Origin of the sequence: Xanthomonas hortorum pv. cynarae (assembly GCF_002939985.1) — a bacterium.
GTDB classification, from domain to species: Bacteria; Pseudomonadota; Gammaproteobacteria; order Xanthomonadales; family Xanthomonadaceae; genus Xanthomonas; species Xanthomonas hortorum_D.
Genome location: NZ_MDFM01000003.1, coordinates 62,683 through 87,897, shown reverse-complemented (window position 1 = coordinate 87,897; position 25,215 = coordinate 62,683). Strand labels below are relative to the sequence as shown.

At 64.9% G+C, this 25,215-nt stretch carries 24 protein-coding genes, 1 tRNA gene and 1 other RNA gene; 11 read left to right on the top strand and 15 right to left on the bottom strand.

From position 1 onward, the window contains the following. The first annotated feature begins 4 nt into the window (after window positions 1–4). From XcyCFBP4188_RS03075 to XcyCFBP4188_RS03045, 7 genes are all read left to right on the top strand, one after another. On the top strand, window positions 5–616 hold the full coding sequence (locus XcyCFBP4188_RS03075; RefSeq protein ID WP_043907725.1) for a GNAT family N-acetyltransferase: 612 nt from the start codon (window positions 5–7) through the stop codon (window positions 614–616). Beyond that, window positions 613–1,566, top strand: coding sequence for an N-acetyl-gamma-glutamyl-phosphate reductase (argC, locus tag XcyCFBP4188_RS03070; protein WP_095574799.1), 954 nt, complete (start codon window positions 613–615; stop codon window positions 1,564–1,566). Before XcyCFBP4188_RS03075 ends, argC begins: the two co-directional genes overlap by 4 nt. A 149-nt stretch (window positions 1,567–1,715) precedes the next feature. Continuing rightward, window positions 1,716–3,011, top strand: coding sequence for an argininosuccinate lyase (locus tag XcyCFBP4188_RS03065; protein WP_046932732.1), 1,296 nt, complete (start codon window positions 1,716–1,718; stop codon window positions 3,009–3,011). Further along, a complete protein-coding gene (locus tag XcyCFBP4188_RS03060; protein WP_167393494.1) occupies window positions 3,011–3,376 on the top strand; it encodes a cupin domain-containing protein in 366 nt (121 codons plus the stop codon). The genes XcyCFBP4188_RS03065 and XcyCFBP4188_RS03060 overlap by 1 nt, the downstream gene beginning before the upstream one ends. Continuing rightward, entirely contained in the window at window positions 3,376–3,636 is a 261-nt protein-coding gene (locus tag XcyCFBP4188_RS03055; protein ID WP_006449417.1) for a YciI family protein, read from the top strand. Before XcyCFBP4188_RS03060 ends, XcyCFBP4188_RS03055 begins: the two co-directional genes overlap by 1 nt. A gap of 13 nt (window positions 3,637–3,649) precedes the next feature. After that, entirely contained in the window at window positions 3,650–4,804 is a 1,155-nt protein-coding gene (proB, locus tag XcyCFBP4188_RS03050) for a glutamate 5-kinase (RefSeq protein ID WP_006449416.1), read from the top strand. 137 nt (window positions 4,805–4,941) lie between these two features. Next, window positions 4,942–6,186, top strand: a complete 1,245-nt coding sequence (locus XcyCFBP4188_RS03045; protein ID WP_104591610.1) for a glutamate-5-semialdehyde dehydrogenase — start codon at window positions 4,942–4,944, stop codon at window positions 6,184–6,186. 70 nt (window positions 6,187–6,256) lie between these two features. Here the strand turns inward: XcyCFBP4188_RS03045 and XcyCFBP4188_RS03040 are convergent, their stop codons facing one another. Next, the gene (locus tag XcyCFBP4188_RS03040) at window positions 6,257–6,754 is read right to left on the bottom strand and encodes a hypothetical protein (protein ID WP_139051542.1); all 498 of its coding nucleotides are present in this window, start codon (window positions 6,752–6,754) and stop codon (window positions 6,257–6,259) included. A gap of 570 nt (window positions 6,755–7,324) precedes the next feature. Here XcyCFBP4188_RS03040 and XcyCFBP4188_RS03035 point away from each other — a divergent pair. Then, window positions 7,325–9,238, top strand: a complete 1,914-nt coding sequence (locus tag XcyCFBP4188_RS03035; RefSeq protein ID WP_104591609.1) for a CocE/NonD family hydrolase — start codon at window positions 7,325–7,327, stop codon at window positions 9,236–9,238. Here XcyCFBP4188_RS03035 and XcyCFBP4188_RS03030 read toward each other — a convergent pair. From XcyCFBP4188_RS03030 to XcyCFBP4188_RS03010, 5 genes are all read right to left on the bottom strand, one after another. After that, complete coding sequence (locus tag XcyCFBP4188_RS03030) at window positions 9,219–10,484, bottom strand: CynX/NimT family MFS transporter (RefSeq protein WP_104591608.1); 1,266 nt, start codon at window positions 10,482–10,484, stop codon at window positions 9,219–9,221. The two genes, XcyCFBP4188_RS03035 and XcyCFBP4188_RS03030, sit on opposite strands and share 20 nt — an antisense overlap. Window positions 10,485–10,568: 84 nt before the next feature. After that, a tRNA-Pro gene (locus XcyCFBP4188_RS03025) sits at window positions 10,569–10,645 on the bottom strand. Between the two features lie 59 nt (window positions 10,646–10,704). Then, complete coding sequence (cydX, locus tag XcyCFBP4188_RS03020) at window positions 10,705–10,815, bottom strand: cytochrome bd-I oxidase subunit CydX (protein WP_006449411.1); 111 nt, start codon at window positions 10,813–10,815, stop codon at window positions 10,705–10,707. Between the two features lie 87 nt (window positions 10,816–10,902). After that, window positions 10,903–12,054 carry a cytochrome d ubiquinol oxidase subunit II gene (gene cydB / locus XcyCFBP4188_RS03015; RefSeq protein WP_104591607.1) on the bottom strand — a complete coding sequence of 384 codons (1,152 nt, stop codon included), beginning with the start codon at window positions 12,052–12,054 and terminating at the stop codon, window positions 10,903–10,905. Between the two features lie 15 nt (window positions 12,055–12,069). Beyond that, window positions 12,070–13,692 carry a cytochrome ubiquinol oxidase subunit I gene (locus XcyCFBP4188_RS03010; RefSeq protein ID WP_104591647.1) on the bottom strand — a complete coding sequence of 541 codons (1,623 nt, stop codon included), beginning with the start codon at window positions 13,690–13,692 and terminating at the stop codon, window positions 12,070–12,072. Between the two features lie 148 nt (window positions 13,693–13,840). Between XcyCFBP4188_RS03010 and cydD the strand changes: the two genes are divergently transcribed. Beyond that, window positions 13,841–15,583, top strand: coding sequence for a thiol reductant ABC exporter subunit CydD (cydD, locus tag XcyCFBP4188_RS03005; RefSeq protein WP_104591646.1), 1,743 nt, complete (start codon window positions 13,841–13,843; stop codon window positions 15,581–15,583). Beyond that, window positions 15,580–17,256 carry a thiol reductant ABC exporter subunit CydC gene (gene cydC, locus XcyCFBP4188_RS03000; protein WP_006449407.1) on the top strand — a complete coding sequence of 559 codons (1,677 nt, stop codon included), beginning with the start codon at window positions 15,580–15,582 and terminating at the stop codon, window positions 17,254–17,256. The genes cydD and cydC overlap by 4 nt, the downstream gene beginning before the upstream one ends. 119 nt (window positions 17,257–17,375) lie before the next feature. Here cydC and XcyCFBP4188_RS02995 read toward each other — a convergent pair whose 3' ends face one another. Next, the gene (locus XcyCFBP4188_RS02995; RefSeq protein WP_248283107.1) at window positions 17,376–17,705 is read right to left on the bottom strand and encodes a DUF1294 domain-containing protein; all 330 of its coding nucleotides are present in this window, start codon (window positions 17,703–17,705) and stop codon (window positions 17,376–17,378) included. 86 nt (window positions 17,706–17,791) lie between these two features. Continuing rightward, entirely contained in the window at window positions 17,792–18,994 is a 1,203-nt protein-coding gene (gene metX, locus XcyCFBP4188_RS02990; RefSeq protein WP_006449405.1) for a homoserine O-acetyltransferase MetX, read from the bottom strand. Window positions 18,995–19,541: 547 nt separating this feature from the next. Here metX and XcyCFBP4188_RS02985 point away from each other — a divergent pair. Further along, a non-coding RNA gene (locus tag XcyCFBP4188_RS02985) (sX9 sRNA) lies at window positions 19,542–19,615 on the top strand. A gap of 47 nt (window positions 19,616–19,662) precedes the next feature. Here the strand turns inward: XcyCFBP4188_RS02985 and XcyCFBP4188_RS02980 are convergent. From XcyCFBP4188_RS02980 to ccmC, 7 genes are all read right to left on the bottom strand, one after another. Continuing rightward, window positions 19,663–20,673, bottom strand: coding sequence for a tetratricopeptide repeat protein (locus tag XcyCFBP4188_RS02980; RefSeq protein ID WP_006452122.1), 1,011 nt, complete (start codon window positions 20,671–20,673; stop codon window positions 19,663–19,665). Continuing rightward, window positions 20,673–21,107, bottom strand: coding sequence for a cytochrome c-type biogenesis protein (locus XcyCFBP4188_RS02975; protein ID WP_006452121.1), 435 nt, complete (start codon window positions 21,105–21,107; stop codon window positions 20,673–20,675). The genes XcyCFBP4188_RS02980 and XcyCFBP4188_RS02975 overlap by 1 nt, the downstream gene beginning before the upstream one ends. Beyond that, window positions 21,104–21,706: a DsbE family thiol:disulfide interchange protein gene (locus tag XcyCFBP4188_RS02970; protein ID WP_006452120.1), complete on the bottom strand. Its 603-nt coding sequence runs from the start codon at window positions 21,704–21,706 to the stop codon at window positions 21,104–21,106. Before XcyCFBP4188_RS02970 ends, XcyCFBP4188_RS02975 begins: the two co-directional genes overlap by 4 nt. Then, window positions 21,699–23,636 carry a heme lyase CcmF/NrfE family subunit gene (locus tag XcyCFBP4188_RS02965; RefSeq protein WP_104591604.1) on the bottom strand — a complete coding sequence of 646 codons (1,938 nt, stop codon included), beginning with the start codon at window positions 23,634–23,636 and terminating at the stop codon, window positions 21,699–21,701. The genes XcyCFBP4188_RS02970 and XcyCFBP4188_RS02965 overlap by 8 nt, the downstream gene beginning before the upstream one ends. 171 nt (window positions 23,637–23,807) lie before the next feature. Further along, window positions 23,808–24,278 (bottom strand): cytochrome c maturation protein CcmE, encoded by a 471-nt coding sequence (gene ccmE, locus XcyCFBP4188_RS02960; protein ID WP_043910239.1) that lies wholly within the window; start codon window positions 24,276–24,278, stop codon window positions 23,808–23,810. After that, on the bottom strand, window positions 24,275–24,448 hold the full coding sequence (locus XcyCFBP4188_RS02955) for a heme exporter protein CcmD (RefSeq protein ID WP_006452117.1): 174 nt from the start codon (window positions 24,446–24,448) through the stop codon (window positions 24,275–24,277). Before XcyCFBP4188_RS02955 ends, ccmE begins: the two co-directional genes overlap by 4 nt. Next, window positions 24,445–25,197, bottom strand: a complete 753-nt coding sequence (gene ccmC, locus XcyCFBP4188_RS02950) for a heme ABC transporter permease CcmC (RefSeq protein WP_006452116.1) — start codon at window positions 25,195–25,197, stop codon at window positions 24,445–24,447. The genes XcyCFBP4188_RS02955 and ccmC overlap by 4 nt, the downstream gene beginning before the upstream one ends. Between the last annotated feature and the right edge of the window lie 18 nt (window positions 25,198–25,215).

Here is a 25,215-nt window from a genome sequence, read left to right as displayed (position 1 = left end):
CACGATGGCGTCCATCCCCTTGCCACCGCGCTGGCGCGAGTTGCCCACACTACGCGGCCAACACGTAACGCTGGAACCGCTGCAAGCTGCGCATGCCGTTGGTTTGCGTGCTGCGCTGGGCGACGGTGCGTTGTCGCGGCTGTGGTACACCGGCGTGCCGGCACCGGCGCAGGTGGACGACTACGTGGGCGCGGCGTTGGCTGCGCAAGCCGACGGGCTGGTGCTGCCTTACGTGGTGCGCGATGCGGCCGGTGAGGTCGTCGGCTGCACGCGCTATTACGGGCTGGATGCGACCGTGCCCAGGCTGTCGATCGGCTACACCTGGTACGCGCCGCGCGTGCAGCGCAGCGGCGTCAATACCGACGCCAAGCTGCTGTTGTTGCAGCATGCCTTCGAAACGCTGGGCTGTTTGAGCGTGGTGTTCGAAACCAGCTGGTTCAATCACACCTCGCGCGCGGCAATCGCGCGGCTGGGCGCCAAGCAGGACGGGGTACTGCGCAACCACACCCGCCACGCCGACGGCACACCGCGCGATACCGTAGTGTTCTCCATCATCGATACGGAATGGGCCGGGGTGAAACGCCACCTGCAGTTCCGCCTGGAAGCAAACGCATGACTGTTCAAACAACGACCATCGGCATCATCGGCGCCCGCGGGCATACCGGTTCGGAATTGATCAAGCTGGTGGCGGCGCATCCGCACCTGCGGCTGGTGTTCGTGTCCTCGCGCGAACTGGCCGGGCAAGCTGTGGCCGGCCACAACGATGCCTATCAGGGCGAGTTGCGTTACGAGAGCCTGGATGCCGATGCGGTGGCCGCCAAGGCCGCCGATGTGGTGATCCTGGCGCTGCCCAACGGCAAGGCCGAGCCGTTTGTCGCTGCGATCGATGCCGCCCGGCCGCAAACGGTGTTGATCGATCTGTCGGCCGATTACCGCTTCGATCCGGCCTGGTATTACGGCTTGCCGGAGCTGAAGCGCGGAAAGTACGCCGGGCAGAAGCGCATCAGCAATCCGGGCTGCTACGCCACCGCGATGCAGCTGACGATCGCACCATTGCTCGATCAGCTGGCAGGGCCCCCACAATGCTTTGGCGTCTCCGGCTATTCCGGCGCAGGTACCACGCCCTCGGACAAGAACAACCCCGCGCTGCTGGCCGATAACCTGATGCCGTATGCGCTGACCAACCACATGCACGAGCGCGAGGTCTCTGCGCAGCTCGGCGTGCCGGTGGAGTTCATGCCGCATGTGGCGCCGCATTTCCGCGGCCTCACCATGACCGTCAACCTGTGGCTGCAGCAACCGCTCACACGCGAGCAGATCCAGGCGCGCTACGCGCAGCGTTATGCCGACGAGCCGCTGATCGAGATTGTCGATGAGGCGCCGTGGGTCAGCCGCATCGCCGGCAAGCACGGTGTGCAGATCGGTGGCGTGACATTGGCGCCGGGCAACAAGCGCGTGGTGGTGGTGGCGACGTTGGACAACCTGCTCAAGGGCGCCGCGACGCAGGCGATGCAGAACCTTAACCTGGCGTTTGGCTGGGACGAACTGACTGCAATTGCGCATTGATCGGCGCGCCTGCGCTACGGGCATGTCGACGGCGCGCGCGATGCTTGCAGCGCAAACGTGGTAATGATTTCTTCGGAGCGCTTTTCGCGCCTGCGCTATCGCTCGACTCCGCCTGCGTTGCATGCGGATTTTTTTGAAGGACAGACACGATGACCAACCTGTTGTGGCAAAAACCCGGTGTGGCAGTGGACGCCAAGATCCAGCGCTTCCTGGCCGGCGACGACGTCATCCTGGACCGCGAGTTTTTCCTGTACGACATCGCTGCGAGCAAGGCGCATGCGCAGGGGCTGCAGCACATCGGCATCCTGTCGCTGCAGGAACTGGGCGGGCTGAGCGAGCAACTGGATCTGCTGGCCGATGATTTCCGCAGCGGCGCGTTCGTGCTCGATGCGCAATACGAAGATTGCCATTCGGCGATCGAGGCGCGCCTGACCGAGCGCCTGGGCGATGCCGGCCGCAAGATCCACACCGGACGCAGCCGTAATGACCAGATTCTGGTCGCCACGCGGCTGTGGTTGAAGGACAAGCTGCAACGTGTGGCCGAGCTCAGCGCGGAGATCGCCAAGGTGGCGCTGGACCGCGCGCAAGCCGAGGCCGACCTGCCGGTGCCGGGCTATACGCATATCCAGCGTGCGGTGGTGTCGTCGGCCGGCATGTGGTGGGCGGGCTGGGCAGAAGCCTTTATCGACAATGCACTGCGCGCAACCGACACCTTGCGGTTGGTGGACAGCAATCCGCTCGGCACTGCGGCCGGTTACGGCGTCAATCTGCCACTGGACCGTGCGCATACCACCGCCGAGCTGGGCTTTGCGCGCCTACAGGTCTCGCCGATCTACGCACAGCTCTCGCGTGGCAAGTACGAACTGGCCGCGCTCGAAGCGTTGGGCAGCGCCACCCTGGATCTGCGTCGCATTGCATGGGATCTGTCGTTGTTCACCAGCGGCGAATTCGCCTTCGTCGCGTTGCCGGCGCAATACACCACCGGCAGCTCGATCATGCCGAACAAGCGCAATCCCGACGTCATCGAACTGATGCGTGCCACCCATGCCAGCATCGCAGCAGCGCGGACCGAAATCGAACAGTTGTTGTCGCTGCCCTCCGGTTACCACCGCGATCTGCAGAGCAGCAAGGGCGCGATCGTGCATGGCTTCGGGCGCGGCTTGGCCGCGCTCGAACTGCTGCCGGCGTTGCTGGCCAATCTGGAATGGCGCCCGGACAAGCTGCGCGCGGCGATCGATTCGGGCATGTACGCCACCGATGTGGCGGTGGAAGCGGCCGTGGCCGGTGTGCCGTTCCGCGAGGCCTACAAGGCGGCAGCGGAATCGTCCGACACTGCAGGGCAGGGGCGCACGCCGGAAGGCAGCCTGGCCGCACGCGTCTCGCCAGGCGCCGCCGCGGATCTGCAGCTGGATGTGTTGCGTGCCCGTTGGGAGGCCCTGCGCTGATGGCCGTGATCAGTACCGAGACCGCAGAACACTATCCCTGGGGCGAAGCCTGCGAAGGCTGGCACCTGTTGCGCGACCCCAGCTTGAGTGTGCTCGAAGAACGCATGCCGCCAGGCGTTGCGGAGTCGCGTCATCGGCATAGTCGCGCACGGCATTTTTTCTATGTGCTGGCCGGCGAAGTGATGCTGCAACTGGATGGCGCGCAGCACGTGCTCGGGGTTGGGCAGGGCCTGGACGTGCCGCCTGGCACCACGCACCAGATGCACAATCTGTCCGATGTCGAGGCACGCTTTCTGGTGATCTCGGCACCGCATGGTCGCGACGATCGTGCACCCACGACAGCACGTGCGAAGGACGTCAGCTGATGACCACGCGCTATCTGGTGCTGGCGATGCGCAAGCCGGATTTTCCCGCCGATGTGGTGCAGCCGCATCTGGATTTTCTCGCTGCGTTGCGTGCGGCCGGGCAGCTCGAAATGACCGGTGGTTTCAGCGATCGCACCGGCGGTGCGTATGTGTTGGTCAATCTGGGCAGTCTGGAGGAGGCGCAGCAGATCGTTGCGCGCGATCCCCTGGTGCTGCGCGATGCCTCGACGTTGACGGTTTATGAGTGGAACACGCACTGAGCGTCTGGCTGCCATGACAATCCCTGCCGACCTGCCTTCGTTATTTACCGAGCAGCCGCTGCCGCCATGGCGGCGCGCGGTGCTCAAGGTCGGCAGCAGCCTGTTGGCCGCCGATGGTGGCGGCCTGTCGCCGCGGTTTGCGTTGGGCCTGGCGCAGTTCGTCTCGGCCAACCTGGCCGCAGGGCGCGAGCTGGTGATCGTCTCTTCCGGTGCGGTGGCGGCAGGCCGCGCGATTCTGCCCAAAGCTGCCGAAGCCGGTGCACCGATCGCTGCGCGTCAGGCCTTGGCCGCGCTGGGTCAGGCGCAATTGATCGCGCTGTGGCAGCGCTTTTTCGAACGTCCGGTGGCGCAGGTACTGCTCACCCACGACGACCTGCGCAACCGCCGCCGCTATCTCAATGCGCGCGCCACCCTGGGCGAGTTGTTGCGGCTGGGTGCGTTGCCGGTGATCAACGAGAACGATACCGTCTCGGTGGACGAGCTCAAGCTGGGCGATAACGACAATCTCGCCGCGATTGTGGCCGCGCTGGTCGATGCCGATGCGTTGTTCATCGCTACCGATATCGATGGCTTGTATAGCGCCGACCCGCGCAGCAATCCGTTGGCGCGTCCTCTCGATGAGGTGGCCGAACTCACCGCAGAGGTGCTGGCGATGGCCGGCGGCAGCGGCAGCAGCGTGGGCACCGGCGGCATGCGCACCAAGCTGGAAGCCGCCGCAAAAGCCGGTGCTGCCGGCATCGAAACCTATCTGTTCAACGGCCGCAGCAGCGAGGTGGTGCGCGGGCTTGCGCAGGATCGCCTGCGCGGCACGCGCATCCACCCCGCACGCACGCGCATTGCCGCCCGCAAGTACTGGCTGCGCCACGCACCGGTGGAGCCGGGCGCGATCCTGATCGATGCCGGTGCTGCGGCGGCGCTGGCCGGCAAGGGCGCATCGCTGCTACCGGGCGGTGTGGCCAGCGCGCAAGGCGACTTCCGGCGCGGCGACATGGTGGAGATCCGCCTGCGCGACGCCGATGGCGAACGCTGCCTGGCACGCGGCGTCAGCCAGTACTCGGCAGTGGATATCCGCCGTATCGCCGGCCGCCATTCGCGCGAGATCGAAACCGTGCTCGGTTACAGCTATGGCGAGAATGTGGTGCATCGTGATGATCTGGTACTGTTGTAGCGGGGATTGGAGAATCGGGAATCGGGAATCGCAAAAGCTTTCCACCGAAGTTTCCTTGCTACCGATTCATCGCAGTAAAGTGATGGCGCACGCCTTTACCATTCTCGATTCCCGATTCCCCTAATCCCGATCCCCAAATGACCATCAAAACCCTCGCCCTGCAATGCCGTGATGCTGCGCACGTGCTGTCGCAACTGTCGTCGTCTGCCAAGCAGGCCTTGCTAAAGGCGATGGCCGCTGCGCTGGAACACGATACGGCGGTGATCCTGGCGGCGAATGCGCGCGATCTGGAGGCGGCGCGCGAGAAGGGCGTGGGCACTGCGATGCTCGATCGTCTGGCGCTGGACACAAAGCGCCTGGACGGGATCGCCGCCGCGTTGCGCGAGGTTGCGCAGTTGCCTGATCCGGTCGGGCAGATCACGCGCGAAGATGTGCGCCCCAATGGCATCGTCGTGCAGAAGGTGCGCGTGCCGCTGGGGGTGATCGCGATGATCTACGAGGCGCGCCCGAACGTGACCGCCGACGCCGCAGCGCTGTGCATCAAGGCCGGCAACGGGGTGATCCTGCGTGGCGGCTCGGAGGCGATTCACTCCAACACCGCGATTGCGCGCGCACTGCAGAGCGCATTGCGCGAGGCCAATGTGCCCGAGGCCGCGTTGACGCTGGTCGAGGACCTGCGCCGCGAGACCATGCTGGAGCTGCTGCAGCTCAGCGAGATCGTCGATCTGGCGATTCCACGCGGCGGCGAGGGCCTGATCCGTTTTGTTGCCGAACACGCACGGGTGCCGGTGATCAAGCATTACAAGGGCGTGTGCCATCTGTTCGTGGATGCCTCGGCCGACGTGGACCTGGCCGTACGTCTGTTGGTCGATGGCAAGACCAGCCGACCGTCGGCGTGCAATTCGCTGGAGACCCTGCTGGTGCATGCGGACATAGCCGGGCGCTTTCTGCCAGCCGCCGCGCAAGCGCTGCGCGAACGCAACGTGGAGTTGCGGGGCGATCCGGCAACGCGTGCATTGCTGCCCGAGATCGCCCCTGCCAGCGACGACGATTACGCCGCCGAATTCCTGGACCTGATCCTGGCCATCCGCGTGGTGCCGGATCTGGACACCGCGCTGGCGCATATCCGCCAATACGGCTCGGACCACACCGAAGTGATCGCCACGCAGGACGCAGCCAATGCCGAGCAGTTCGTGCAATCGCTGCGCTCGGCCGTGGTCATGGTCAACGCCTCCTCGCGGTTTTCCGACGGCGGCGAGCTTGGGCTAGGGGCGGAGATCGGCATCTCCACCACGCGTCTGCATTCCTATGGCCCGATGGGACTGGAAGCGCTCACGGTGGAGCGCTTTGTTGTGCGTGGAGAGGGACAGGTGCGCCACTGAAATGGCATGCGTTGCCGGTGCACTCGTGTGGCGCTGTGCAGTGCAGCACCACTTGCCGACATCGACTCGATCACGTGGCCTTCTTTTCTCCTCCAAGCACCGTGCTTATCCATTCATCGCTTGTTGGGGAAACGAAGCCAGTTCCTGACAGACACACCTGTTTCCCGGCGCGGTCCCACTTTTCCATCTTTTCTTTGAATTCGGCGGGATAGTCGTTTGCCCTGCAGGCGATATTGCACCACGGGTCGCAGACATAGATGTCCGCGTCCCAATCTGTCATGTCCGAAGGCAAGGTACCTGCGCGCGGCACTGGGCCGACGATCGCGGCATTGTGTTCTTTTCCGAATAAAGCAAGGTGTGCGACCAGATTGTGATCTTGCTGCAAATAGTTGACGGCCAGGGTCGCCAGTTCACCACAATTGTGCGCGTTCCCATCCATGGCCGACGTCACGACGTCTTCTTCCAGGTCATCGACCTGCTTTCGCATCCTGCGGATCTCTGAATTCGCCTTGTGGATTCGAGCGGCCTCCTCGAAGCCGGCGTTTCGCATCTTGTTGCCCGATTTCAAACGGGGCGCTTTGTAGTACTGGGCCCTGACGGACTGCATGACCTCGCTGACAGCCCTGAGGCTCGGCGAGAGTGGGCGCTGTCGTAAAGACGATCTGCTCACACTCCTGCTAGGGCTCATGCTGCTCAGTCCTGCCAGCACACCACTTGTCTGGTCGGGGCTGTTGACATGCTGCTGCGTGTTGCCCGCTGGCAGCTGCCGGGCCGGAGAACTTTCGGTATATGTGAGTCTTCCGGAATTGACACGATCGACGGAACCGCAAATACCCATGGATGAGCACCTGATTGTTGAAGGCCGCTTCATCATGTGCAAGAACATCCCTGTCGAAAAATGGAAGCGCGAAGCGATTGACTTGTGTGCGAATCGTGGGCATCAGCATCGCTTCCAGCACGCGATGCACGACCAATGTAATACTGAGCGATACATGGACTCTGGTGGTTCAGATGCCTGGACGGCGCCTTGCGGTCAGTCTCCGTGTTCCCAACCCGGCAACCACGACCTTTGACACTCCCCCGGCAGGCCGCCGTCTGCCTACAGTCGACGACTGCCCCCGCACTTTCGGAGTCGTCGATGCGCCGTTTTGCCGCCTGCCTGCTCGCCACCGCCATTGCTGCCGCCACTGGTAGCACGATGGCGCAAACCTCGCCGATGACGCCGGATATCACCGGCAAGCCGTTCGTGGCAGGCGACGCCGCCAACGACTACATCAAGCGCGAAGTGATGATCCCGATGCGCGACGGGGTCAAGCTGCATACGGTGATCGTGCTGCCCAAGGGCGCGCGCAACGCGCCGATCGTGCTCACGCGCACGCCGTACGACGCCAGCGGCCGCACCGAGCGTCTGGCCTCGCCGTATATGAAGGACCTGCTGTCTGCGGGCGATGACGTGTTCGTGGAAGGTGGTTATATCCGCGTGTTCCAGGATGTGCGCGGCAAGTACGGCTCGGAGGGCGAGTACGTGATGACCCGGCCGCTGCGTGGCGCGCTCAATCCCAGCGAGGTCGACCATGCCACCGATGCCTGGGACACCATCGACTGGCTGGTGAAGAATCTCACCGAATCCAACGGCAAGGTCGGCATGATCGGCTCGTCCTACGAAGGTTTCACCGTAGTGATGGCGCTGACCAATCCGCATCCCGCATTGAAGGTGGCCGCGCCGGAGAGCCCGATGATCGATGGCTGGATGGGCGACGACTGGTTCAATTACGGTGCGTTCCGCCAGGTCAATTTCGACTACTTCACCGGCCAGCTCAGCAAGCGCGGCAAGGGTGCCGGCATCCCGCGTCAGGGGCACGACGATTACAGCAATTTCCTGCAGGCCGGCTCGGCCGGCGACTTTGCCAAGGCCGCCGGCCTGGAGCAGCTGCCGTGGTGGCACAAGCTCACCGAACACGCGGCTTACGACAGTTTCTGGCAGGAGCAGGCGCTGGACAAGGTGATGGCACGCACGCCGTTGAAAGTGCCGACCATGTGGCTGCAGGGCCTGTGGGACCAGGAAGACATGTGGGGCGCCATCCACAGTTACGCGGCGATGGAGCCCCGCGACAAGCGCAATACGCTCAACTATCTGGTGATGGGGCCGTGGCGGCACAGCCAGGTCAATAGCGACGCCAGTTCACTGGGTGCACTGAATTTCGACGGCGATACCGCGCGCCAGTTCCGTCGCGATGTGCTGCGCCCGTTCTTCGATCAATATCTGGTCGATGGCGCGCCCACGGCGAGCACGCCGCCGGTGTTCATCTACAACACCGGCGAAAACCATTGGGACCGTCTGCAGGCCTGGCCGCGCAGTTGCGCCAAGGGTTGTGCCTCGACCAGCAAGCCGCTGTATCTGCAGGCCGGCGGCAAGCTGTCGTTCCAGCAGCCGGCGGCGGGGCAGGTGGGCTTTGAAGAATACGTCTCCGACCCGGCCAAGCCGGTGCCGTTCGTGCCGCGCCCGGTGGACTTCGGCGATCGCGCCATGTGGACCACCTGGCTGGTGCAGGACCAGCGCTTCGTCGATGGCCGCCCGGACGTGCTGACCTTCGTCACCGAGCCGCTGACCGAGCCCTTGCAGATCGCCGGCGCACCTGAAGTGCATCTGCAGGCATCCACCAGCGGCAGCGACAGCGATTGGGTGGTGAAGCTGATCGACGTGTATCCGGATGAGATGGCCTCCAACCCCAAGATGGGCGGTTACGAGCTGCCGGTGTCGCTGGCGATCTTCCGTGGCCGCTACCGCGAGAGTTTCAGCGCGCCCAAGCCGCTTGCAGCCAACCAGCCGCTGGCGTTTCAGTTCGGCCTGCCGACGGCTAACCACACCTTCCAGCCCGGGCACCGGGTGATGGTGCAGGTGCAGTCCAGCCTGTTTCCGCTGTACGACCGCAACCCGCAGACCTACGTGCCCAACATCTTCTTCGCCAAGCCAGGCGATTACCGGAAAGCCACACAGCGGGTTTACGTGACACCGGAGCAGCCCAGCTACATCAGTCTGCCGGTACGTTGACTGCACGGGCGCCGCGCGCAGGCGACGCCCACACGTCTTCCAACAGCTGCGGGCGGCAGGCCACCCAGGCGGCGGCCAGCTGCACCAGCAGGCAGATGATCAGGAATACGAACGGCGACGTCCAGCCGCCATGGTGCGCGTGCAACCAGCCGAACAGGAACGGCCCCAGGCAGCTCACTGCATACCCCATGCCTTGCGAGAACCCGGACAACGCCGCCGACCCGGCAGCGGTGCGGCAGCGTTGATTGACCAGCACCAGCGCCAGCGGAAACGTACTCGGGCCCAAACCCAGCAAGGTCACCCAGAGAATCGGCGCGGCCAGCGGTGCCCACCACAACCCGGCAAACGCGACCAGATGGCAGGCCGCGCACAGCAGCACGATCGGGAAGGGATTGCGCATGCGTAACGCCAGCGCCGGCATGGTCAACGCACCGACCATGCCCAGTGCCGCGAATAGCGCGACCATGGTGCCGCCGAATGCGGGCGAGGCGCCGGCTTCGCGCAGCAGCGTCGGCAACCAGGTGAACATCGAATAGGTGATCAGCGAGGTCATGCCGAAGGTCAGCGCCATGCTCCAGCCCAGCGCTGTGCGTGCGACGCGGCCTTCGGCCTCGGTTGTCGGCGTGATCGGTGCAGGCCCGGTGGCGCGCAGGCGGCGATGATTGGCGTACACCAACGCCCAGGCCGCAAACGCCAGCAATGCCGGCAATACCCACACCACCATCGAGCTGCGCCAGCCCAGCGCATCGGCCACCGGCACCGCCAGCAGCGCGGGGAGCAATGTGCCGACCTGCAACACGGTGATGTACAGCGTGCTGACACCGCCCACGCGATCGCCGAAATAGCGCTTCACCAGCGGCGGCAACACCACGTTGCCCATACCCATGCCGGCCAGCGCAATCAGCGATCCGACCAGCAGCCCGGCGGTGTCCGGCAGCAGCGGGCGCAACACCAACCCAAGGCTCGCCAATGCCATCGACAACAGCGCAGTGCGCAGCAGGCCGAAGCGGCGCAGCAACGCAGGCGTGGCGACGCCGGTGAGTGCGAACGCAGCGGTCGGCAACATGCCGATCGCACCCATGGTGGGCGCGCCGAATGCGTACTCAACTGCGATGCGTTCCAGTAGCGGCGTCAACGAGGTGACCGCCGTACGCAAGTTGAATGCGGACAACAAAATGGCAGCCAGCACCAACCCGCGGCCACGTAACTGGGCAGACGAGCAAGCACCGGCAATGACAACAGACATGACAGACCATCCGCACTGCGCGCATCGCTGCGCCAGCGCCTGAAAACACAAAACCGGCACGAGGCCGGTTTTGTGTTTTGAAACTGGTCGGGGAGACAGGATTCGAACCTGCGACCTCTACGTCCCGAACGTAGCGCTCTACCAGACTGAGCTACACCCCGAAGGAGCCGCGTATGTTACATACGGATTGCCGAATCGGCAAGCATCTGCGCGATTTATTTTACTGACGCGGCTGACCACGCTCGGATTCGCGTGCTTCGAACCACATGCCGTTGAGCACGGCGGCCAACGCAGCCAGGCCGGTGCCGAGGATCCATGCGAAATACCACATCGGTGTTCTCCTTAAAATTGTTGAAGGGTGTGAGATGTCGAGCGGGTGCGACAACGTGCTTGTGCACCGCAGTCGCAGCGGGCGCGCTCAATACGCGTTGGGATTGGCCGACAGTTCATCGGCCGTGACCTTGTCCTTGAGCACGCGGTAGACCCAGCTTGTGTAGGCCAGCACGATCGGCATGAACACCGCAGTCGCCAGCAACATGATCCACAGCGTCAGACGGCTGCTGGACGTATCCCACAGCGTCAAGCTCATGCGCGGTGCAGTGGAGGAGGGCAGCAGGAACGGAAACAGCGCAAAGCCGACAGTGAGAATGATGCCGACGATGGCGCAACCCGAAGCGATGAACGCCAGGCCGCCACGCCGCACACGCAGCAGCAGCGCATTCATCGCAAGCCCGACCAGGCCGACCAGCGGTGCCATCAAGGTGGCCGGCATGCTGCTGTAGTTGTGCAGCCAGCCACCGGCGGCGGTGAGCGCGGCGGTCTTGGCCAGCGGATTGGTCGGTGCATCGGTGGCCAGGACCGAAGTCACCGCGTAACCAGGCAGCCCCAGCGCGACCCATGCACCGGCTGCCGCAAACAACGCCACCGCAAACAGCGCGGCGATGCTGCCGAAACGCGCCGCACGCTCTGCCACCGACCCATCGGTCTTGAGCACCAGCATCGCCGCCCCGTGCGCCATCAGCATCGCCACGCTGAGCAAACCGGCGAGCAGTGCGAATGGCGCCAGCAAGCCGAACAGATTGCCGGTGTAGAAGATGCGCATGCTGTCGTCGAAATGGAACGGCACCCCGAGCAGCACGTTGCCGACTGCCACGCCCATGATCAATGCCGGAATGCAGCCGCCGATAAACAACGCCCAGTCCCAGGTGGTGCGCCAGCGCGGATCCACCAGTTTGCCGCGGAACTTGAAACCGACCGGACGCAGGATCAGCGCGAACAGGATCAGGAACATCGCCAGATAGAATCCGGAAAAACTCACCGCGTACAGCGGCGGGAATGCAGCGAAGATCGCGCCGCCGCCCAGGATCAACCACACCTGGTTGCCCTCCAAGACCGGCCCGATGGTGTTGATCACCAGGCGGCGTTCGGCATCGTTGCGGGCAACCAGCGGCAGCAGCGTGCTGACGCCCAGATCGAAGCCGCCCATCACCGCGTAACCGGACAGCAACACGCCAAGCAGCAGCCACCAGATCACACGCAATGTGGTGTAGTCGAGCAAGATGAAATCCATGATGTCTCTCCTGGCTTACGGTGCGCCGCCGGCCAACGCGCCGGTGCTCAATGGGGCGTCGGGTGAGGACGCGTGGGGCGAGGTGCTGTTCGGTGATGGGGTGGGTTGCGTTGGCGGAAACAGCGCATCCGGGCCCTTGCGGATCGTCTTCAGCGACAGCTTGATCGCGATGACCAGCAGCGTGGTGTACAGCGCGGTGAAGCCGACCAGCGTCAACACGATTTCGTATAGATCCAGGCCCGATGCCGCATAGAAACTCGGCAGCACGCCTTCCACCGCCCACGGCTGGCGGCCGTATTCGGCCACGAACCAACCGCACTCGATCGCAATCCACGGCAGCGGCAGCGTCCACAGCGCCAGCGTCAGGAACCAGCGCTTGTCCTGGAAGTTGTGCTTGCAGGCAAACCAGAACGCGACGGCGAAAAAGGCGATCAGGTAGATGCCGATGGCGGCCATGATGCGGAAGGTCCAGAACAGCGGCAGCACCCGCGGTACGGTGTCCATAGCGGCCTGGGCAATCTGCTCGGGAGTGGCATTGCCGATATCGTCGCGGTAGCGCTTGAGCAGCAGGCCGTGGCCCAGATCCTGCCAATGCGCATCGAAAATCTTGCGCGCCTCGACATCGTCCTTGTTGGCGCGCACCCGTTGCAACGCGCCGTAGGCGATCTGGCCGCCGCGAATGCGGTGCTCGGCACGTCCGACCAGTTCCAGAATGCCGGGGATCGGCTCATGCAGCGAACGGGTGGCGATCAAGCCCATCAGGTACGGGATCTTGATCGCGTAGTCGTTGCTGTGGGTCTGCTGGTTGGGAATGCCGAAGGCAGTAAAGTTGGCCGGCGCGGCTTCGGTTTCCCACATCGCCTCGATCGCCGCCAATTTCATTTTCTGATGCTCGTTGGCGGCATAGCCGCTCTCATCGCCGAGCACCACCACCGACAGCGACGACAACAGCCCGAATGCCGCCGCCACCGCAAACGAGCGCCGCGCCATCTCCACATGGGTGCCACGCAACAGATAGAACGCGCTGATCGACATCACAAACACCGCACCGAGCACGTAGCCGGCGCTGACGGTATGCACGAACTTGGCCTGCGCCACCGGGTTGAACAGCACCGCCATGAAATCGACCACTTCCATGCGCATGGTGTCCGGGTTGAACACCGCGCCGGTCGGGTTCTGCATCCAGCCGTTGGCGATCAGGATCCACAGCGCGGAAAAGTTGCTGCCCAGTGCCACCAGCCAGGTGGTGGCCAGATGCTGCACCTTGCTCAGGCGGTTCCAGCCGAGGAAGAACAGGCCCAGGAAGGTCGCCTCCAGAAAGAACGCCATCAGGCCTTCGATCGCCAGCGGCGCGCCGAAGATGTCGCCCACGTAATGGCTGTAGTACGACCAGTTCATGCCGAACTCGAACTCCATCACGATGCCGGTGCCCACGCCCATGGCGAAGTTGATGCCGAACAGCACGCCCCAGAACATGGTCATGCGCCGCCAGATCTGCTTGCCGGTCATCACATAGACGCTCTCCATGATGCCGAGCAGGAACGACAGGCCCATGGTCAGCGGCGGAAAGATGAAGTGGTACATCGCGGTGACTGCGAACTGCAGCCGCGACAGTTCAACAACTGTCGAGTCGATCATGGCGGGGTGGCCTGGTTGGGTGTCGATGAAGGAATGCAACCGATCATCTGCGCTTGCCGCGACACGCGCGTTGATCCAAATCAATGCCGTGGCGAGCGGGTGCGGCACAATGCACAGCCCGTAGCGGGAAGTGGCGACTTACAATCGCTTGCAACACGATGTCCTCTTAGAGAGCGATGTGAGCCAGCCCAGCGTGCGAGCCAGCGAAACGCCAGCCCAGCGCCGTCAACGCGGCCAATGGCTGGATGCGCTCGCCGCACCGGCTGCGCGTGCGAAGCGGCTGGCGGGTGTGGCGGTCGCGGTATCGGGCGTGCTGCTGCTGGCGCAAGCAGCGGCGATCGCCTGGTTGTTGCAGGCGGTGCTGGTGCAGCATCTGCCACTGCTGCACTTACGCGATGTGGGCCTGGGGTTGTTGGCTGTGCTGGTCGGACGCGCCTTGCTCAATGCCTGGGCGCAGTCGCTGACCGGCGAGGTGGCCGATGTGGCCAAACGCGAACTGCGGGCACGCATCGCACGCCGGCTGGTGCAGCACGGGCCGGTGTGGTTGCGCCGCCAACGCAGCGGCGAGCTGGGCGAATTGAGCCTGGCCCACACCGATGCGCTGGAAGGCTATTTCGTCGGCTACCAACTCGCGCGCACCGAGATGATGCTGGTGCCGCCGCTGATTTTGATCGCGGTGTTTTCGGTCGACTGGGTGGTGGGCCTGGTGTTGCTGCTGACTGCGCCGCTGATTCCGTTTTTCATGATGCTGGTGGGTTGGGGCGCCGAAGCTGCGGGGCGCGAGCAACTTGGCGAGCTGGCGCGGATGGGCGGGCATTTTGCCGATCGCCTCAAAGGCCTGGGCCTGCTACGTGTGTACGGGCGCGGCGAGGCCGAGTTGAGCGGCATTGCCGCCGCAGCCGAGGGCGTGCGCGAGCGCTCGCTCAAGGTGCTGCGGATCGCGTTTCTGTCGTCCACCGTGCTGGAATTCTTCGCTTCGGTGAGCGTGGCGATCGTGGCGCTGTACTTCGGGCTGAGTTATCTGGGCATGCTCGATCTGCACGGCTTGCCGACGCTGGGCGCGGGCATGTTCTGCCTGCTGCTGGCGCCGGAATTCTTTGCGCCGCTGCGGCGGCTGGCCGCGCATTACCACGACCGTGCCAATGCGCTGGCGGCGGTGGCCGAAGCCGAGCGCTTGCTGGAAGGCTTCGCGCCGCCCGCAATCGCGCAAGCGGCCACGGTGCCGCCGCGTGCATTGGAACCGGCGCAGGCACATGCACCCCTGTTGCAGGCGCGTGGACTGGCGCTGCGTCCACCGGGTGCGCCACACGTGGTGGTTGAGCATTTTTCGCTGATCTTGCAGCCGGGGCAGCGCGTGGCGTTGATCGGTGCAAGCGGTAGCGGCAAGAGCACGTTGCTGGAAGGCTTGGCCGGCTGGCTCGCGCCCGAGGCGGGCAGCGTGGTGTTGCGCCCGGGTGCACGCATTGGCTATGCCACGCAGCGGCCGTATCTGTTTCACGGCAGCATCGCCGACAACCTGCGCCTGGCCGATCCGCAGGCCAGCGATGCGCGGCTGCATGCAGTGGCCGACGCGGCGCAGGTACTGCGGTTTGCCGCGCAATTGCCGGCCGGCCTGGACACGGTGATCGGCGAACGCGGCTTCGGGCTGTCCGGTGGCGAGGCGCGGCGCGTGGCGCTAGCACGGCTGTTGCTGCGCGAGCCGGACCTGTTGCTGCTGGACGAGCCCACCGCCTTTCTCGACCCCGACACCGAAGCGGAGTTGCTGCGTACGCTGGGCGTGTTCGCACGCGGCCGCGCGGTGATCCTGGCCACGCATAGTGCTGCAGTGATGCGCTGGGCCGATACGGTGATCGATCTGCGCGGCGCCACCGTCGCAGCGGAGCTGCCATGAACAGCACGCCCCCCGATCGTCTGCGCGATGTGTTTCGCCGGCATGTCTGGCGCCTGCTGCTGTCGGCGCTGCTGGTGCTGGTCACCATGCTGGCGGGCGTTGGCTTGCTCGGTCTGTCCGGCAGTTTTCTGACCGCCGCTGCATTGGCGGGTGTTGCCGGCATGGGCACGGGTTTCAATTTCTTCTCGCCCTCGGCCGGCATTCGCGCGCTGACCTTTGCGCGCATCGTTTCGCGCTACGGCGAAAAATTGATCGGCCACGATGCCACCCTGCGTATCGCCCGGGACCTGCGCGTGTGGTTCTTCCGCCGTGCGTTGCCGCTTGCGCCAGGCCGGTTGTCGGCCACGCGTACCGGCGATCTGCTGGCGCGGCTGATGTCCGATATCGGCGAAGTCGATGGATTGAGCGTGCGTGCGCTGGCGCCGTTGACCGCGTTGCTGGGGATCTGGCTTGCCGGTGCGGGGGCAGCGGCGCTGATTTATCCGCCCGCCGCGCTGTTGCTGATGGTGCTCGGTGTGGTCATCGGTGGCGTGGTGCCGTGGCAGGTGGCACGCGGCGGTGCGCAGCGCGAAAAGCTGCGTGCGCAGCAACGCACCGCGTTGCGGACGCAGGCCTTCGAAGGGCTGGAAGGTGTAGCCGATCTGACTGCTGTCGATGCGCAAGGTGCCTGGCTGCATCAGGTCGATGCAGCAGCGGCGGCCGTCGTCGATGGCGACCGCATTCAGCGCCGTCGCTTGATCGGCGGCAATCTGCTGCACGCCGTCTGTGGCGGCATCGGCCTGGCCGGCATGGTGTGGCTTGGGTTGAGTGCGGCAGAGCGCGGATTGATTGCGGCGGAAATGGCGGCCGGCTTAGTGTTTTTGACCATGGCGTTGCTGGAAGTCTGGGCCGGCGCCGGGCTCGCCTTGCAGGCACTGCAGAGCGCACGCGTTGCCGCCAAACGCCTGCAGTCCATCGTCGATCAGGCGCCGTCGGTCATCGATCCTCCGCATGCAACGGATGCGCCACGCAGCGGCACGCTGCACCTGCATCAGGTCAGCTTTGCGTGGCCGGGCAGCGTACGTCCGGTGTTGCAGGCGCTGGATCTGACGCTGGCGCCTGGCGAGCGTATCGCCATCAGCGGCGACAGCGGTAGCGGCAAGAGCACCTTGTCCGCGTTGCTGCTGCGCTTGTGGGACCCGCAGGCCGGGCAGGTGACGTACGCCGATATCGACCTGCGCCACTTCGCGCAGACGCAATGGCATCAACGCATTGCCTGGCTGCCGCAGAATGCCCCGGTCTTTGCCGGCACGGTGCGTGAAAATCTGCTGATCGGCGATGCAAGCGCCAGCGATGCCGCCATGTGGAGCGTGCTGGATCAGGTGCGGCTGCGCGAGTGGGCAACTGCACAGAACGGCCTGGACACCTGGGTTGGCGAAAACGGCGCCACCCTCTCGGCCGGCCAGGCGCGCCGGCTCGCACTGGCACGCGCGCTGCTGCGCGACGCACCGATCCTGCTGCTGGACGAACCCACCGACGGCCTGGACGTGGACACCGCACACGCGTTGCTGCTGGATCTCTCCGCTGCACTCGGCGAGCGCAGCCTGGTGATGATCACCCACGACAGCGTGCCGGCTGGTGTGGTGCATCGGCGTTATCGCATGCGCGCGGGCGTGTTGGAACTGTTGCGCTGACGCGTTTCTTTCGATGCGCCAGCAGCGAATAGGTGGCGGCCCATGCCATGCCGTGTGGGTGAGGTGTTGTAGGTCTTGGCATCGATTTTTTGCACGCACCGGCATCGCACGCGCGTCGCTCACTCCAGCAACGCGTGTAACGCATTCATCAGTGCAGGCTGGCGCAATGCCACAAACAACATGGCGACGTTTACCACGACGATGATCCAGAACCGCAGCTGGAAGGCCGCCTTGCTGGACTTGTGTCGGAACAGCCCTTGCGCAAACAATGCCCCCGGCCATCCGCCGAGCAGCGCGATGATGTGCAAGCTCGTTTCCGGTGTGCGTTGCGGGCCGCGCTGTGCTGCGCTCTTGTCGCGCCGGTAGACGATCATCGCCACCACACTGGCGGCCGCGTACCACAGTGCCAGCAGCGCCGGCAGTCGACCTGCAACCACTATCGCTGCCATGCCGATCAAGAACAGCATGGCTAGCGTCTTGCGCGGCGGTCCACGATGCTGCGGCGGGGCACGACGCCGTTGCGCGGTTCTGGAGATCAGCAAGCGTCCAGAAAGTCGCGCACGGCCGGACCGAAGCGCGCGAAATCGACCAGGAAGGCGTCGTGGCCTTGTGGCGAATCCAGCCCCAAAAACTGTGCGTCGGCGCCACCGGCGCGCAGGCCTTCGGCGATCTGTTCCTGTTGCTGCACGGGAAACAGGATGTCGGTGTTGGCACCGATCGCCAGCGCGCGCGCGATGCGGATCTGCGCCAGGCCGGCCAGCACCGTGGCGTCGGTCGAGACTCCTGTGTCTGGCTTGGCGGCGAGGTGTGAATTATCGACTTGCTGGCCATCGACTCCGGCGTCAATGACCGGTTTGTCGTCGACATACTCGGCCAGATCGAACCAGTCCATCGAGCGGCTCAGATACAGATAGCAGTTGGGATCGAAGAAGCGCACGAAGCGGCGCGCGTGGCCTTCCAGATAACTTTCTACCTGGAATTCCAGGCCGAAAGGGTCGTCGGCAGCCTGCTCGGAATCCAATCGTACGCGACCAAACCTACCGTCCCATTCCAGCGCGGAGCGGTAGGTGATCACGCCGAGTTTGCGCGCCATACGCATGCCCGATTCGGGATAACGGGTGTCGTCGTAGTGGCCGCCGTTCCAGTGCGGATCCAGGCGGATGGCTTCACGCTGCAGCGAGCGGATGGCGATCGAGAACGGCAACGCCTGCGCGCTGCCGGAGATGTTGATGTGGCTGCGCGCAATGCCTTGGTGCCGCAGCAGCAACGCCAACGCGGTCATGCCGCCCATCGAGTTGCCGATCAGGCAGGCAAGTTGTTCGATGCCCAACGCGCGCACGACATCGGCTGCGGCATCGGCCACATCTTCGATCGACAACTCCGGAAATGTCAGGCGATACAGCGCACCGGTGGCGGGGTCGATCGAGGCCGGGCCGGTCGAGCCCTTGCAACTGCCCAGGGAATTGACGCACACCACGAACCAGCGCTCGGTATCGATCGGCTTGCCTGGCCCGAGCATCGCTTCCCACCAACCCGGTTCGGGGCTGGCTTGATTTGCCGCAGCATGCGCGTTCGGCGACAGTCCGGTGACGATCAACACCGCATTGCTGCGGTCGGCGGTCAGCGTGCCCCAGGTTTCGTAGGCGACGTGCGCCTGGTGCAGCGCGCCGCCACGCTTCATCGGAAACGGCGAGGGCAGGGAGTGGAAGCGCGTGCCGGGGGGGATGAATTCAGTCATGTCGCAATTCTATCTGCCATGGCGTGCGCCGGGTGCAGGATGGGAATGGGTTTGAGCCCTTGCGCTGCTTGATGTCAGCCTTCAGAGCGGCTGATCTGCTTCTTGGCTGCAGGGCCCTTGCCCGCCCACCCTCGCGGGACACGCCGCAAGTACGTCCGTGTAGGCTCTTACGCGGCATCCATGCCGCGTAAGGTCCCGCGACGGTGGGCGGGCAAGGACCAGTCGAGATGGTCGGTGTGCATGGTGAAAGCAATGTACTTCTAATGCGCTAGATCTCATGTGGTTGCAGCCCGTACTCGCAAGCCAATGCAACCCGCGAGATGGACCGCTTTTTACTTGGCTACCGACCAACTTCCTGGTGCGGTGTCCTTGCCGATTGCGGGACCGTGTGGCGGCATGGATGTCGCCACCGAGCCCCATGGATGGGTTTACGGCGTGTCCCGCGAGCGGCGAGGGCATCGCGCCCTCGACCAACGCGGCTTGGGACCATCCAGATGACGGTGGTGGCAGCTAACACAACGATGGCGCAGCCGTTACTCGGTGCGGCATGTGATAAGTGACACTCCGATTCCTCGGCGCCGTCCACATCGGCCTTACGACTGCGCGCTACGTTTTGTGGCCGCTCTTCGTCCATTGGCCCAAGCGTCGCAACGAAACGTGGCGAGCAATCAGCGCCCGATCACCAACTCCACTGGCGCGTCGGCAGGCAGTGTCACCATCACTGGCGCGCTTTCCACATCGTCGGCCTGGCGCATCGCGTTGCCGCTGCGCGACACCCGTGCCAGCACCTGCACTTTGTCCAGCGACGACAGCGTGCGCGTCGGCATCGGGCTGTCACCATCGTCCAGGGTGATGGTCAACGGCAACTCGCTGAGCGTGTGTTTTTCCACCGCCACCGGCATGGGAGTGTCTGCGGCGCGTGCGATCACGAAGACGCTGGTATCGCTGTGCAATCCGGCGCGTTTGGCGAACTCGGCATCCAGCGTTACGCGCACCTGGATGCGTTTGCCGCTGGCTGCAGCAGCAGGCGCAGCCGGCGCCTGGATCGGTTCCAGCTTGGCCTCACCACGTGCGGCGTTGATCTGTTCGAGCAGGCCGGGGCGCGTGTTGGCATCGACCACAGCGAGCAACGGCGTCCAGGTCTCGCTGGCTTTGGCTGGTTGACCGGCCTGCCGCTGCACCACACCCAGAAACCAGCGTGCGCGTTGATGGTCCGGTTGCACCGCCAACGCATGTTCGAGCAGACGCATGGCCTGCGGATCGGGGCGCCCGCTGTCGTCGGCGAGCATGCGCGATTGCGCGGCAGCCACCAGCACGTCTGGCTCATCCGGGCGCAACGCAACCGCGCGCGCAAACGCATCACGCGCTTCGGCGAATTTCTGCTGGCTGGACAGCGAGCGCCCCAGCAACACCCAGCCTTCGGCTTGATCGGGATTGCTTGCCAGTGCCGCGCGCAGTTGCACGATGGCTTCGTCCAAAGAGCGTGGTGTGGCCGGTCGATTGGCCGGCTGTTCGATCGCGCTCGGCGTGCCGACCAACCAATACAGCGCGGCACTCGCCGCCAGCAACAACACTGCGACGCTGGCAGCCAGTCCGCGCGTCTGGCCCCACAGCGGCCGCAGCGCCACGGCGAACGCGAGCAAGGCCAGCACCACCACTGCAACGACGAAGCCGACCATCACCACTCCTGCTCATCGGCGGGCAAGGCGGGCGCAGCAACGCTGCGTCGGCGCACCACGAATACAACGGCGCCGGCACCCAGCAACAGCACCAGCAGCGGGCCGAACCACAGCAACCACGTTCTAGATTCGACGCGTGGCCGATACAGCACGAACTCGCCGTAACGGGCGACCAGAAACTGGCGGATTTGCGTATCGCTGCGGCCTTCGTGCATCAACGCCAACACTTCGCGGCGAAGGTCCTGGGCGATTTGCGCATTGGAGTCGGCCAGCGACTGGTTCTGGCATTGCACGCAACGTAATTCGGCAGTCAATGCGTGGAAGCGTGCTTCTTCTTCGGCAGAGGCATAGCGCAGCGGCGCCGGGTCGCCGACCGGCTGGGCCAGGGCCAGCCAGGGCAACAACAGCAGCGTCAGCAGCCAGGCGCGCATCATCGGCTGGTGTGCAGATCCGGTGCGGCGCTGGGCGAGCGTTCGATCTTGCTCAGCGCCGGAATCAGCTGGGTGTCGATGATGGATTGGGTGAGCATGCCGCTGTACTTCCAGCGCACCACGCCGCGCCCATCGACCAGAAAGGTTTCCGGTGCCGCCGCGATACCAAAGTCGATCGCGGTACGGCCGTCCTTGTCGGCGACAACCAGCAGATACGGATTGCCCAGTTGTTCCAGCCAGCGCAGCGCATCGGTGCGCTCGTCCTTCCAGTTGTAGCCGATCACGCGCACGCGCTTGGTCAGCGCAAAGCGGCTCAACACCGGATGCTCCTCGCGGCAGGCCGGGCACCAGCTGCCCCACACGTTGATGATGTAGGGGGCGCCACGCAGCTCGCGTGCGTGCACCACGATGCTGGGGTCGTGCAGCAGCGGCAGCGCGAACTCCGGCGCCGGTTTGCCGATCAGCGCCGAGGGCAGGGCATCGCGATCGTCCTGACCGGAGCGCACCACCGCGTAGACCAGCAGCGCTGCAAGCGCGAGCAGCAGCACGATGGCACCCACGAGTACGGCAGTGGGCAGGCGGGGCGAACGTGACTCAACCATCTTGGATCTCCGAAGAACGACGAAAACGCCGGTCGGCCGCGGTGACCAGGCCACCGAGCGCCATCAGCAGCGCCCCCAGCCAGATCCAGCGGACGAACGGTTTGAGGTGGACGCGCACCGCCCAGGCCTGATTGCCCAGCGGTTCGCCAAGGGCGACATACAGATCGCCGAACGGACCGGGGCGGATCGCCGCCTCGGTCAAGGTCTGCCCGCCGCTGGCGTAGCGGCGTTTTTCCGCATGCAGCAGGCCCACCGGCGCATCGTCCTTGAACACCTGCAGGTTGGCACGATCGGAGACGTAATTGGGGCCGCGCAATTCTTCGACGTGATCGAAGTGCAGCGCGTAGCGGCCGATCTGCATCTGCTCACCGGGCGCCAAGGCGACCTCGCGCTGCAGGCTCAGCGATTCCACCAGCAAGGCGCCGGCCAGGAACACCGCCACGCCCAGATGCGCCAACACCATGCCCAGCATTTCGGCAGTGAATTTGCGCCCCTTGGCCGCACGCCGTGTCCACAGGAAGCGCAGCGTGCCCAGCAGCACCCAGGCCGCGCCAGCCGCACCGATCGCCGCTTTCCACTGGCCCTGCGGTGCGGTGAACCACGCCAGCACGCCTGCGGCAATCGCCAGGCCCGCCCACGGCGCCAGCATCGCCAACGGGCGCGAGGCCTGCTCGCGCTGCCAGCGGGTCAGCGGGCCGAACGGCAACAGCGCCACCAGCGGCGCCATCAACACCACAAACAGCGTGCCGAAGTAGGGCGGCCCCACCGACAACTTGCCCAGACCCAGTGCGTCGGCCAGCAGCGGATACAGCGTGCCCAGCAGCACCATCGCGCAGGCGCAGGTGAGTAGCAGGTTGTTCAACAGCAACAAGGTCTCGCGCGAGCTGGCGGCGAATGCGCGGCGCGGGTCATTGACCAACGACAAGCGCGGTGCGCGTATCGCGTACAGCACCAGCGAACCACCCACCACTGCCAGCAGGAACACCAGAATGAACAGCCCGCGCGAGGGATCGGCCGCAAACGAATGCACGCTGGTCAGCACGCCCGAGCGCACCAGGAACGTGCCCAATAGCGATAGCGAAAATGCAGCGATCGCCAGCAACAAGGTCCAGCTGGCGAAGTTGCCGCGCTTTTCGGTGACTGCCTGCGAATGCAGCAACGCGGTGCCCACCAGCCACGGCATGAAACTGGCGTTTTCCACCGGGTCCCAGAACCACCAGCCACCCCAGCCCAGTTCGTAGTACGCCCACCAGCTGCCCAGCGCGATGCCGACGGTGAGCATCGCCCAGGCCACATTGGTCCACGGCCGCGTCCAGCGCAGCCAGCGTGCATCCATCCGGCCTTCCAGCAGCGCGGCGATGGCGAAGGCGAACGGCACCGCAAAGCCGACGTAGCCGCAATACAGCATCGGCGGATGGATGATCAGGCCGGGGTCCTGCAATAGCGGATTCAGATCGGCGCCTTCCAGCGGCACCGGAAACAACCGCGCAAACGGATTGGAGGTGAACAGCAAAAACGCCAGGAACCCAATACTCACCAGCGCCATCACCCCGAGCACGCGGGCAATGACATGCGCGGGTAGCTGCCGCGACCACAGCGCCACCGCACCGGTCCACAGCGCCAGCACCAGCGTCCACAGCAGAAGTGAGCCTTCGTGCGCGCCCCACACCGCCGAATAGCGATACATCACCGGCAACAAACTGTTGGAATTCTCGGCGACGTAGCGCACCGAAAAGTCCTGCACCAGGAAGGCATGCGTCAACAGCGCGAATGCCGCAGCGATCAGGCCCAGCTGCACCAGGGCTGCCGGCCGCGCGACCGCCATCCAGCTGCTGCGTCCGCGCTGCGCACCGGCCAGCGGCAGTGCGGCCTGCACCAACGCCACCAGCAACGCCAGAATCAGCAAAAAGGTACCGAGCTCAGGCAGCATCGGGCAGGCATGTTTGTGAGCGTGAAGCGGTGCAATCCATCCGAGCGCAATGACCGGGTATCATCCCTGCAACATCGGTACAAGGGTGCGCATGCACCGCGACGGTGTCGGCCAAGCTCCTACTGCGCAAGCCATCAAGTTGCAGCAATGCCACCGCCCTAACGCATCCCATCAACGCAGCCCTCCAGCCTGGTCCGCCGCCGCCGGCACATCGTGCTTGCGATGCGCGCTGCCCATCTTGTCGGCGACTTCCTTCGGCATATAGGTCTCGTCGTGCTTGGCCAGGATATCTTCGGCCACGAATACGCCTTGCTGCATGCGACCGGTGGCCACCACCGCCTGACCCTCGCGGAACAGGTCCGGCAGGATGCGGTCGTAGCGCACAGCCAGCTGTGCATCGCCGTCGGTAACACGGAACTGCGCTTCCAGCGAGCCGGAGGCGCGTTTGAACGAGCCTTTTTCCACCATGCCGCCCAGCCGGAAGCGCGCGTGCTCGCCGGCGTCGCCGCGTAGTACTTCCGATGGGGTGTAGAGATAGGCCACATTGCGCTGCAGCGCCATCGCCACCAGCGTTGTCGCCAGCCCGCCGGCCAGCACCAGCGCGATCACCAACCACATCCGGCGGCGCCGTTGCTGGTTCACCGGATCAGCTCCGCATCGGTGGGCACCGCCGCGCGCTTGCGCTCGCGCAGGCGCCGCGCCTGCGCAATCTTCAAGGCACGGCGCACCTGCCAGCGGCCGGCGACCAGGTCCCACAGCAGTACCAGCACGAACACCGCGTAGGCGGCGATGACGTAGGGCAGGTAGCTCATGCCGCGCCCTCCGGGGCATCGCGCACGACCCAGGCCTTGCCGGCCTCGCGGCGCAGGTTGTCGGCGCGCGCGCGCGTCAGCAGCGACCCGGCGAACCAGAACTTGGTGCCGATCACCATCAGCCACAGCGGCAGCAGCATGCTCGCATCGATGGTCGAGGGGCCGAGCAGGCGAATGCTCTGGCCTTGATGCAGCGAGTTCCACCACACCACCGAATAGCGGATCACCGGCAGCAGCGCCACGCCGACGATCGCCAGCAATGCCGCGGCGCGCGCCGCCTGACGTCGATCGTCGATGGCGTGATACAGGCCGATCACACCCAGATACAGAAACAGCAGGATCAATTCGGTGGTCAGGCGCGGGTCCCAATCCCACCAGGCGCCCCACATCGGCTTGCCCCAGATGCTGCCGGTAAGCAAGGTGATCACGGTGAACGCAGCGCCGATCGGCGCGCAGGCCATTGCAAGGATTTCGCAGATCTTGATACGCCAGATCAGCGCAATCGCCGCATACAGTGCCATCAGCCCGAACACGAACAGGCTCATCCACGCGCTGGGCACATGGATGTAGAGAATGCGGAAGCTGTCGCCCTGCTGGTAATCGGCCGGCACCGCGAACAAGGCCTGCCAGATGCCCACGCCCAGCAGCACCGCGGCCAGCGCATAGCACCACGGCGCCCAGCGCGCAGTGAAACGGTCGAAGATTGGGGGGGAGGCGAGTTGGTGGAACCAGTGGACGACGACGTTCATACGATGGCAGTAGCCCTT

Bases quoted from the DNA above. Each gene is read 5' to 3' on its own strand.
- XcyCFBP4188_RS03075 (WP_043907725.1), top strand. From the start codon at position 5: ATGGCGTCCATCCCCTTGCCACCGCGCTGGCGCGAGTTGCCCACACTA.
- argC (WP_095574799.1), top strand. From the start codon at position 613: ATGACTGTTCAAACAACGACCATCGGCATCATCGGCGCCCGCGGGCAT.
- XcyCFBP4188_RS03065 (WP_046932732.1), top strand. From the start codon at position 1,716: ATGACCAACCTGTTGTGGCAAAAACCCGGTGTGGCAGTGGACGCCAAG.
- XcyCFBP4188_RS03060 (WP_167393494.1), top strand. From the start codon at position 3,011: ATGGCCGTGATCAGTACCGAGACCGCAGAACACTATCCCTGGGGCGAA.
- XcyCFBP4188_RS03055 (WP_006449417.1), top strand. From the start codon at position 3,376: ATGACCACGCGCTATCTGGTGCTGGCGATGCGCAAGCCGGATTTTCCC.
- proB (WP_006449416.1), top strand. From the start codon at position 3,650: ATGACAATCCCTGCCGACCTGCCTTCGTTATTTACCGAGCAGCCGCTG.
- XcyCFBP4188_RS03045 (WP_104591610.1), top strand. From the start codon at position 4,942: ATGACCATCAAAACCCTCGCCCTGCAATGCCGTGATGCTGCGCACGTG.
- XcyCFBP4188_RS03035 (WP_104591609.1), top strand. From the start codon at position 7,325: ATGCGCCGTTTTGCCGCCTGCCTGCTCGCCACCGCCATTGCTGCCGCC.
- XcyCFBP4188_RS03030 (WP_104591608.1), bottom strand. From the start codon at position 10,484: ATGTCTGTTGTCATTGCCGGTGCTTGCTCGTCTGCCCAGTTACGTGGC.
- cydX (WP_006449411.1), bottom strand. From the start codon at position 10,815: ATGTGGTATTTCGCATGGATCCTCGGCACCGGCCTGGCTGCGTTGGCC.
- cydB (WP_104591607.1), bottom strand. From the start codon at position 12,054: ATGGATTTCATCTTGCTCGACTACACCACATTGCGTGTGATCTGGTGG.
- XcyCFBP4188_RS03010 (WP_104591647.1), bottom strand. From the start codon at position 13,692: ATGATCGACTCGACAGTTGTTGAACTGTCGCGGCTGCAGTTCGCAGTC.
- cydC (WP_006449407.1), top strand. From the start codon at position 15,580: ATGAACAGCACGCCCCCCGATCGTCTGCGCGATGTGTTTCGCCGGCAT.
- XcyCFBP4188_RS02995 (WP_248283107.1), bottom strand. From the start codon at position 17,705: ATGGCAGCGATAGTGGTTGCAGGTCGACTGCCGGCGCTGCTGGCACTG.
- metX (WP_006449405.1), bottom strand. From the start codon at position 18,994: ATGACTGAATTCATCCCCCCCGGCACGCGCTTCCACTCCCTGCCCTCG.
- XcyCFBP4188_RS02980 (WP_006452122.1), bottom strand. From the start codon at position 20,673: ATGGTCGGCTTCGTCGTTGCAGTGGTGGTGCTGGCCTTGCTCGCGTTC.
- XcyCFBP4188_RS02975 (WP_006452121.1), bottom strand. From the start codon at position 21,107: ATGATGCGCGCCTGGCTGCTGACGCTGCTGTTGTTGCCCTGGCTGGCC.
- XcyCFBP4188_RS02970 (WP_006452120.1), bottom strand. From the start codon at position 21,706: ATGGTTGAGTCACGTTCGCCCCGCCTGCCCACTGCCGTACTCGTGGGT.
- XcyCFBP4188_RS02965 (WP_104591604.1), bottom strand. From the start codon at position 23,636: ATGCTGCCTGAGCTCGGTACCTTTTTGCTGATTCTGGCGTTGCTGGTG.
- XcyCFBP4188_RS02955 (WP_006452117.1), bottom strand. From the start codon at position 24,448: ATGAGCTACCTGCCCTACGTCATCGCCGCCTACGCGGTGTTCGTGCTG.
- ccmC (WP_006452116.1), bottom strand. From the start codon at position 25,197: ATGAACGTCGTCGTCCACTGGTTCCACCAACTCGCCTCCCCCCCAATC.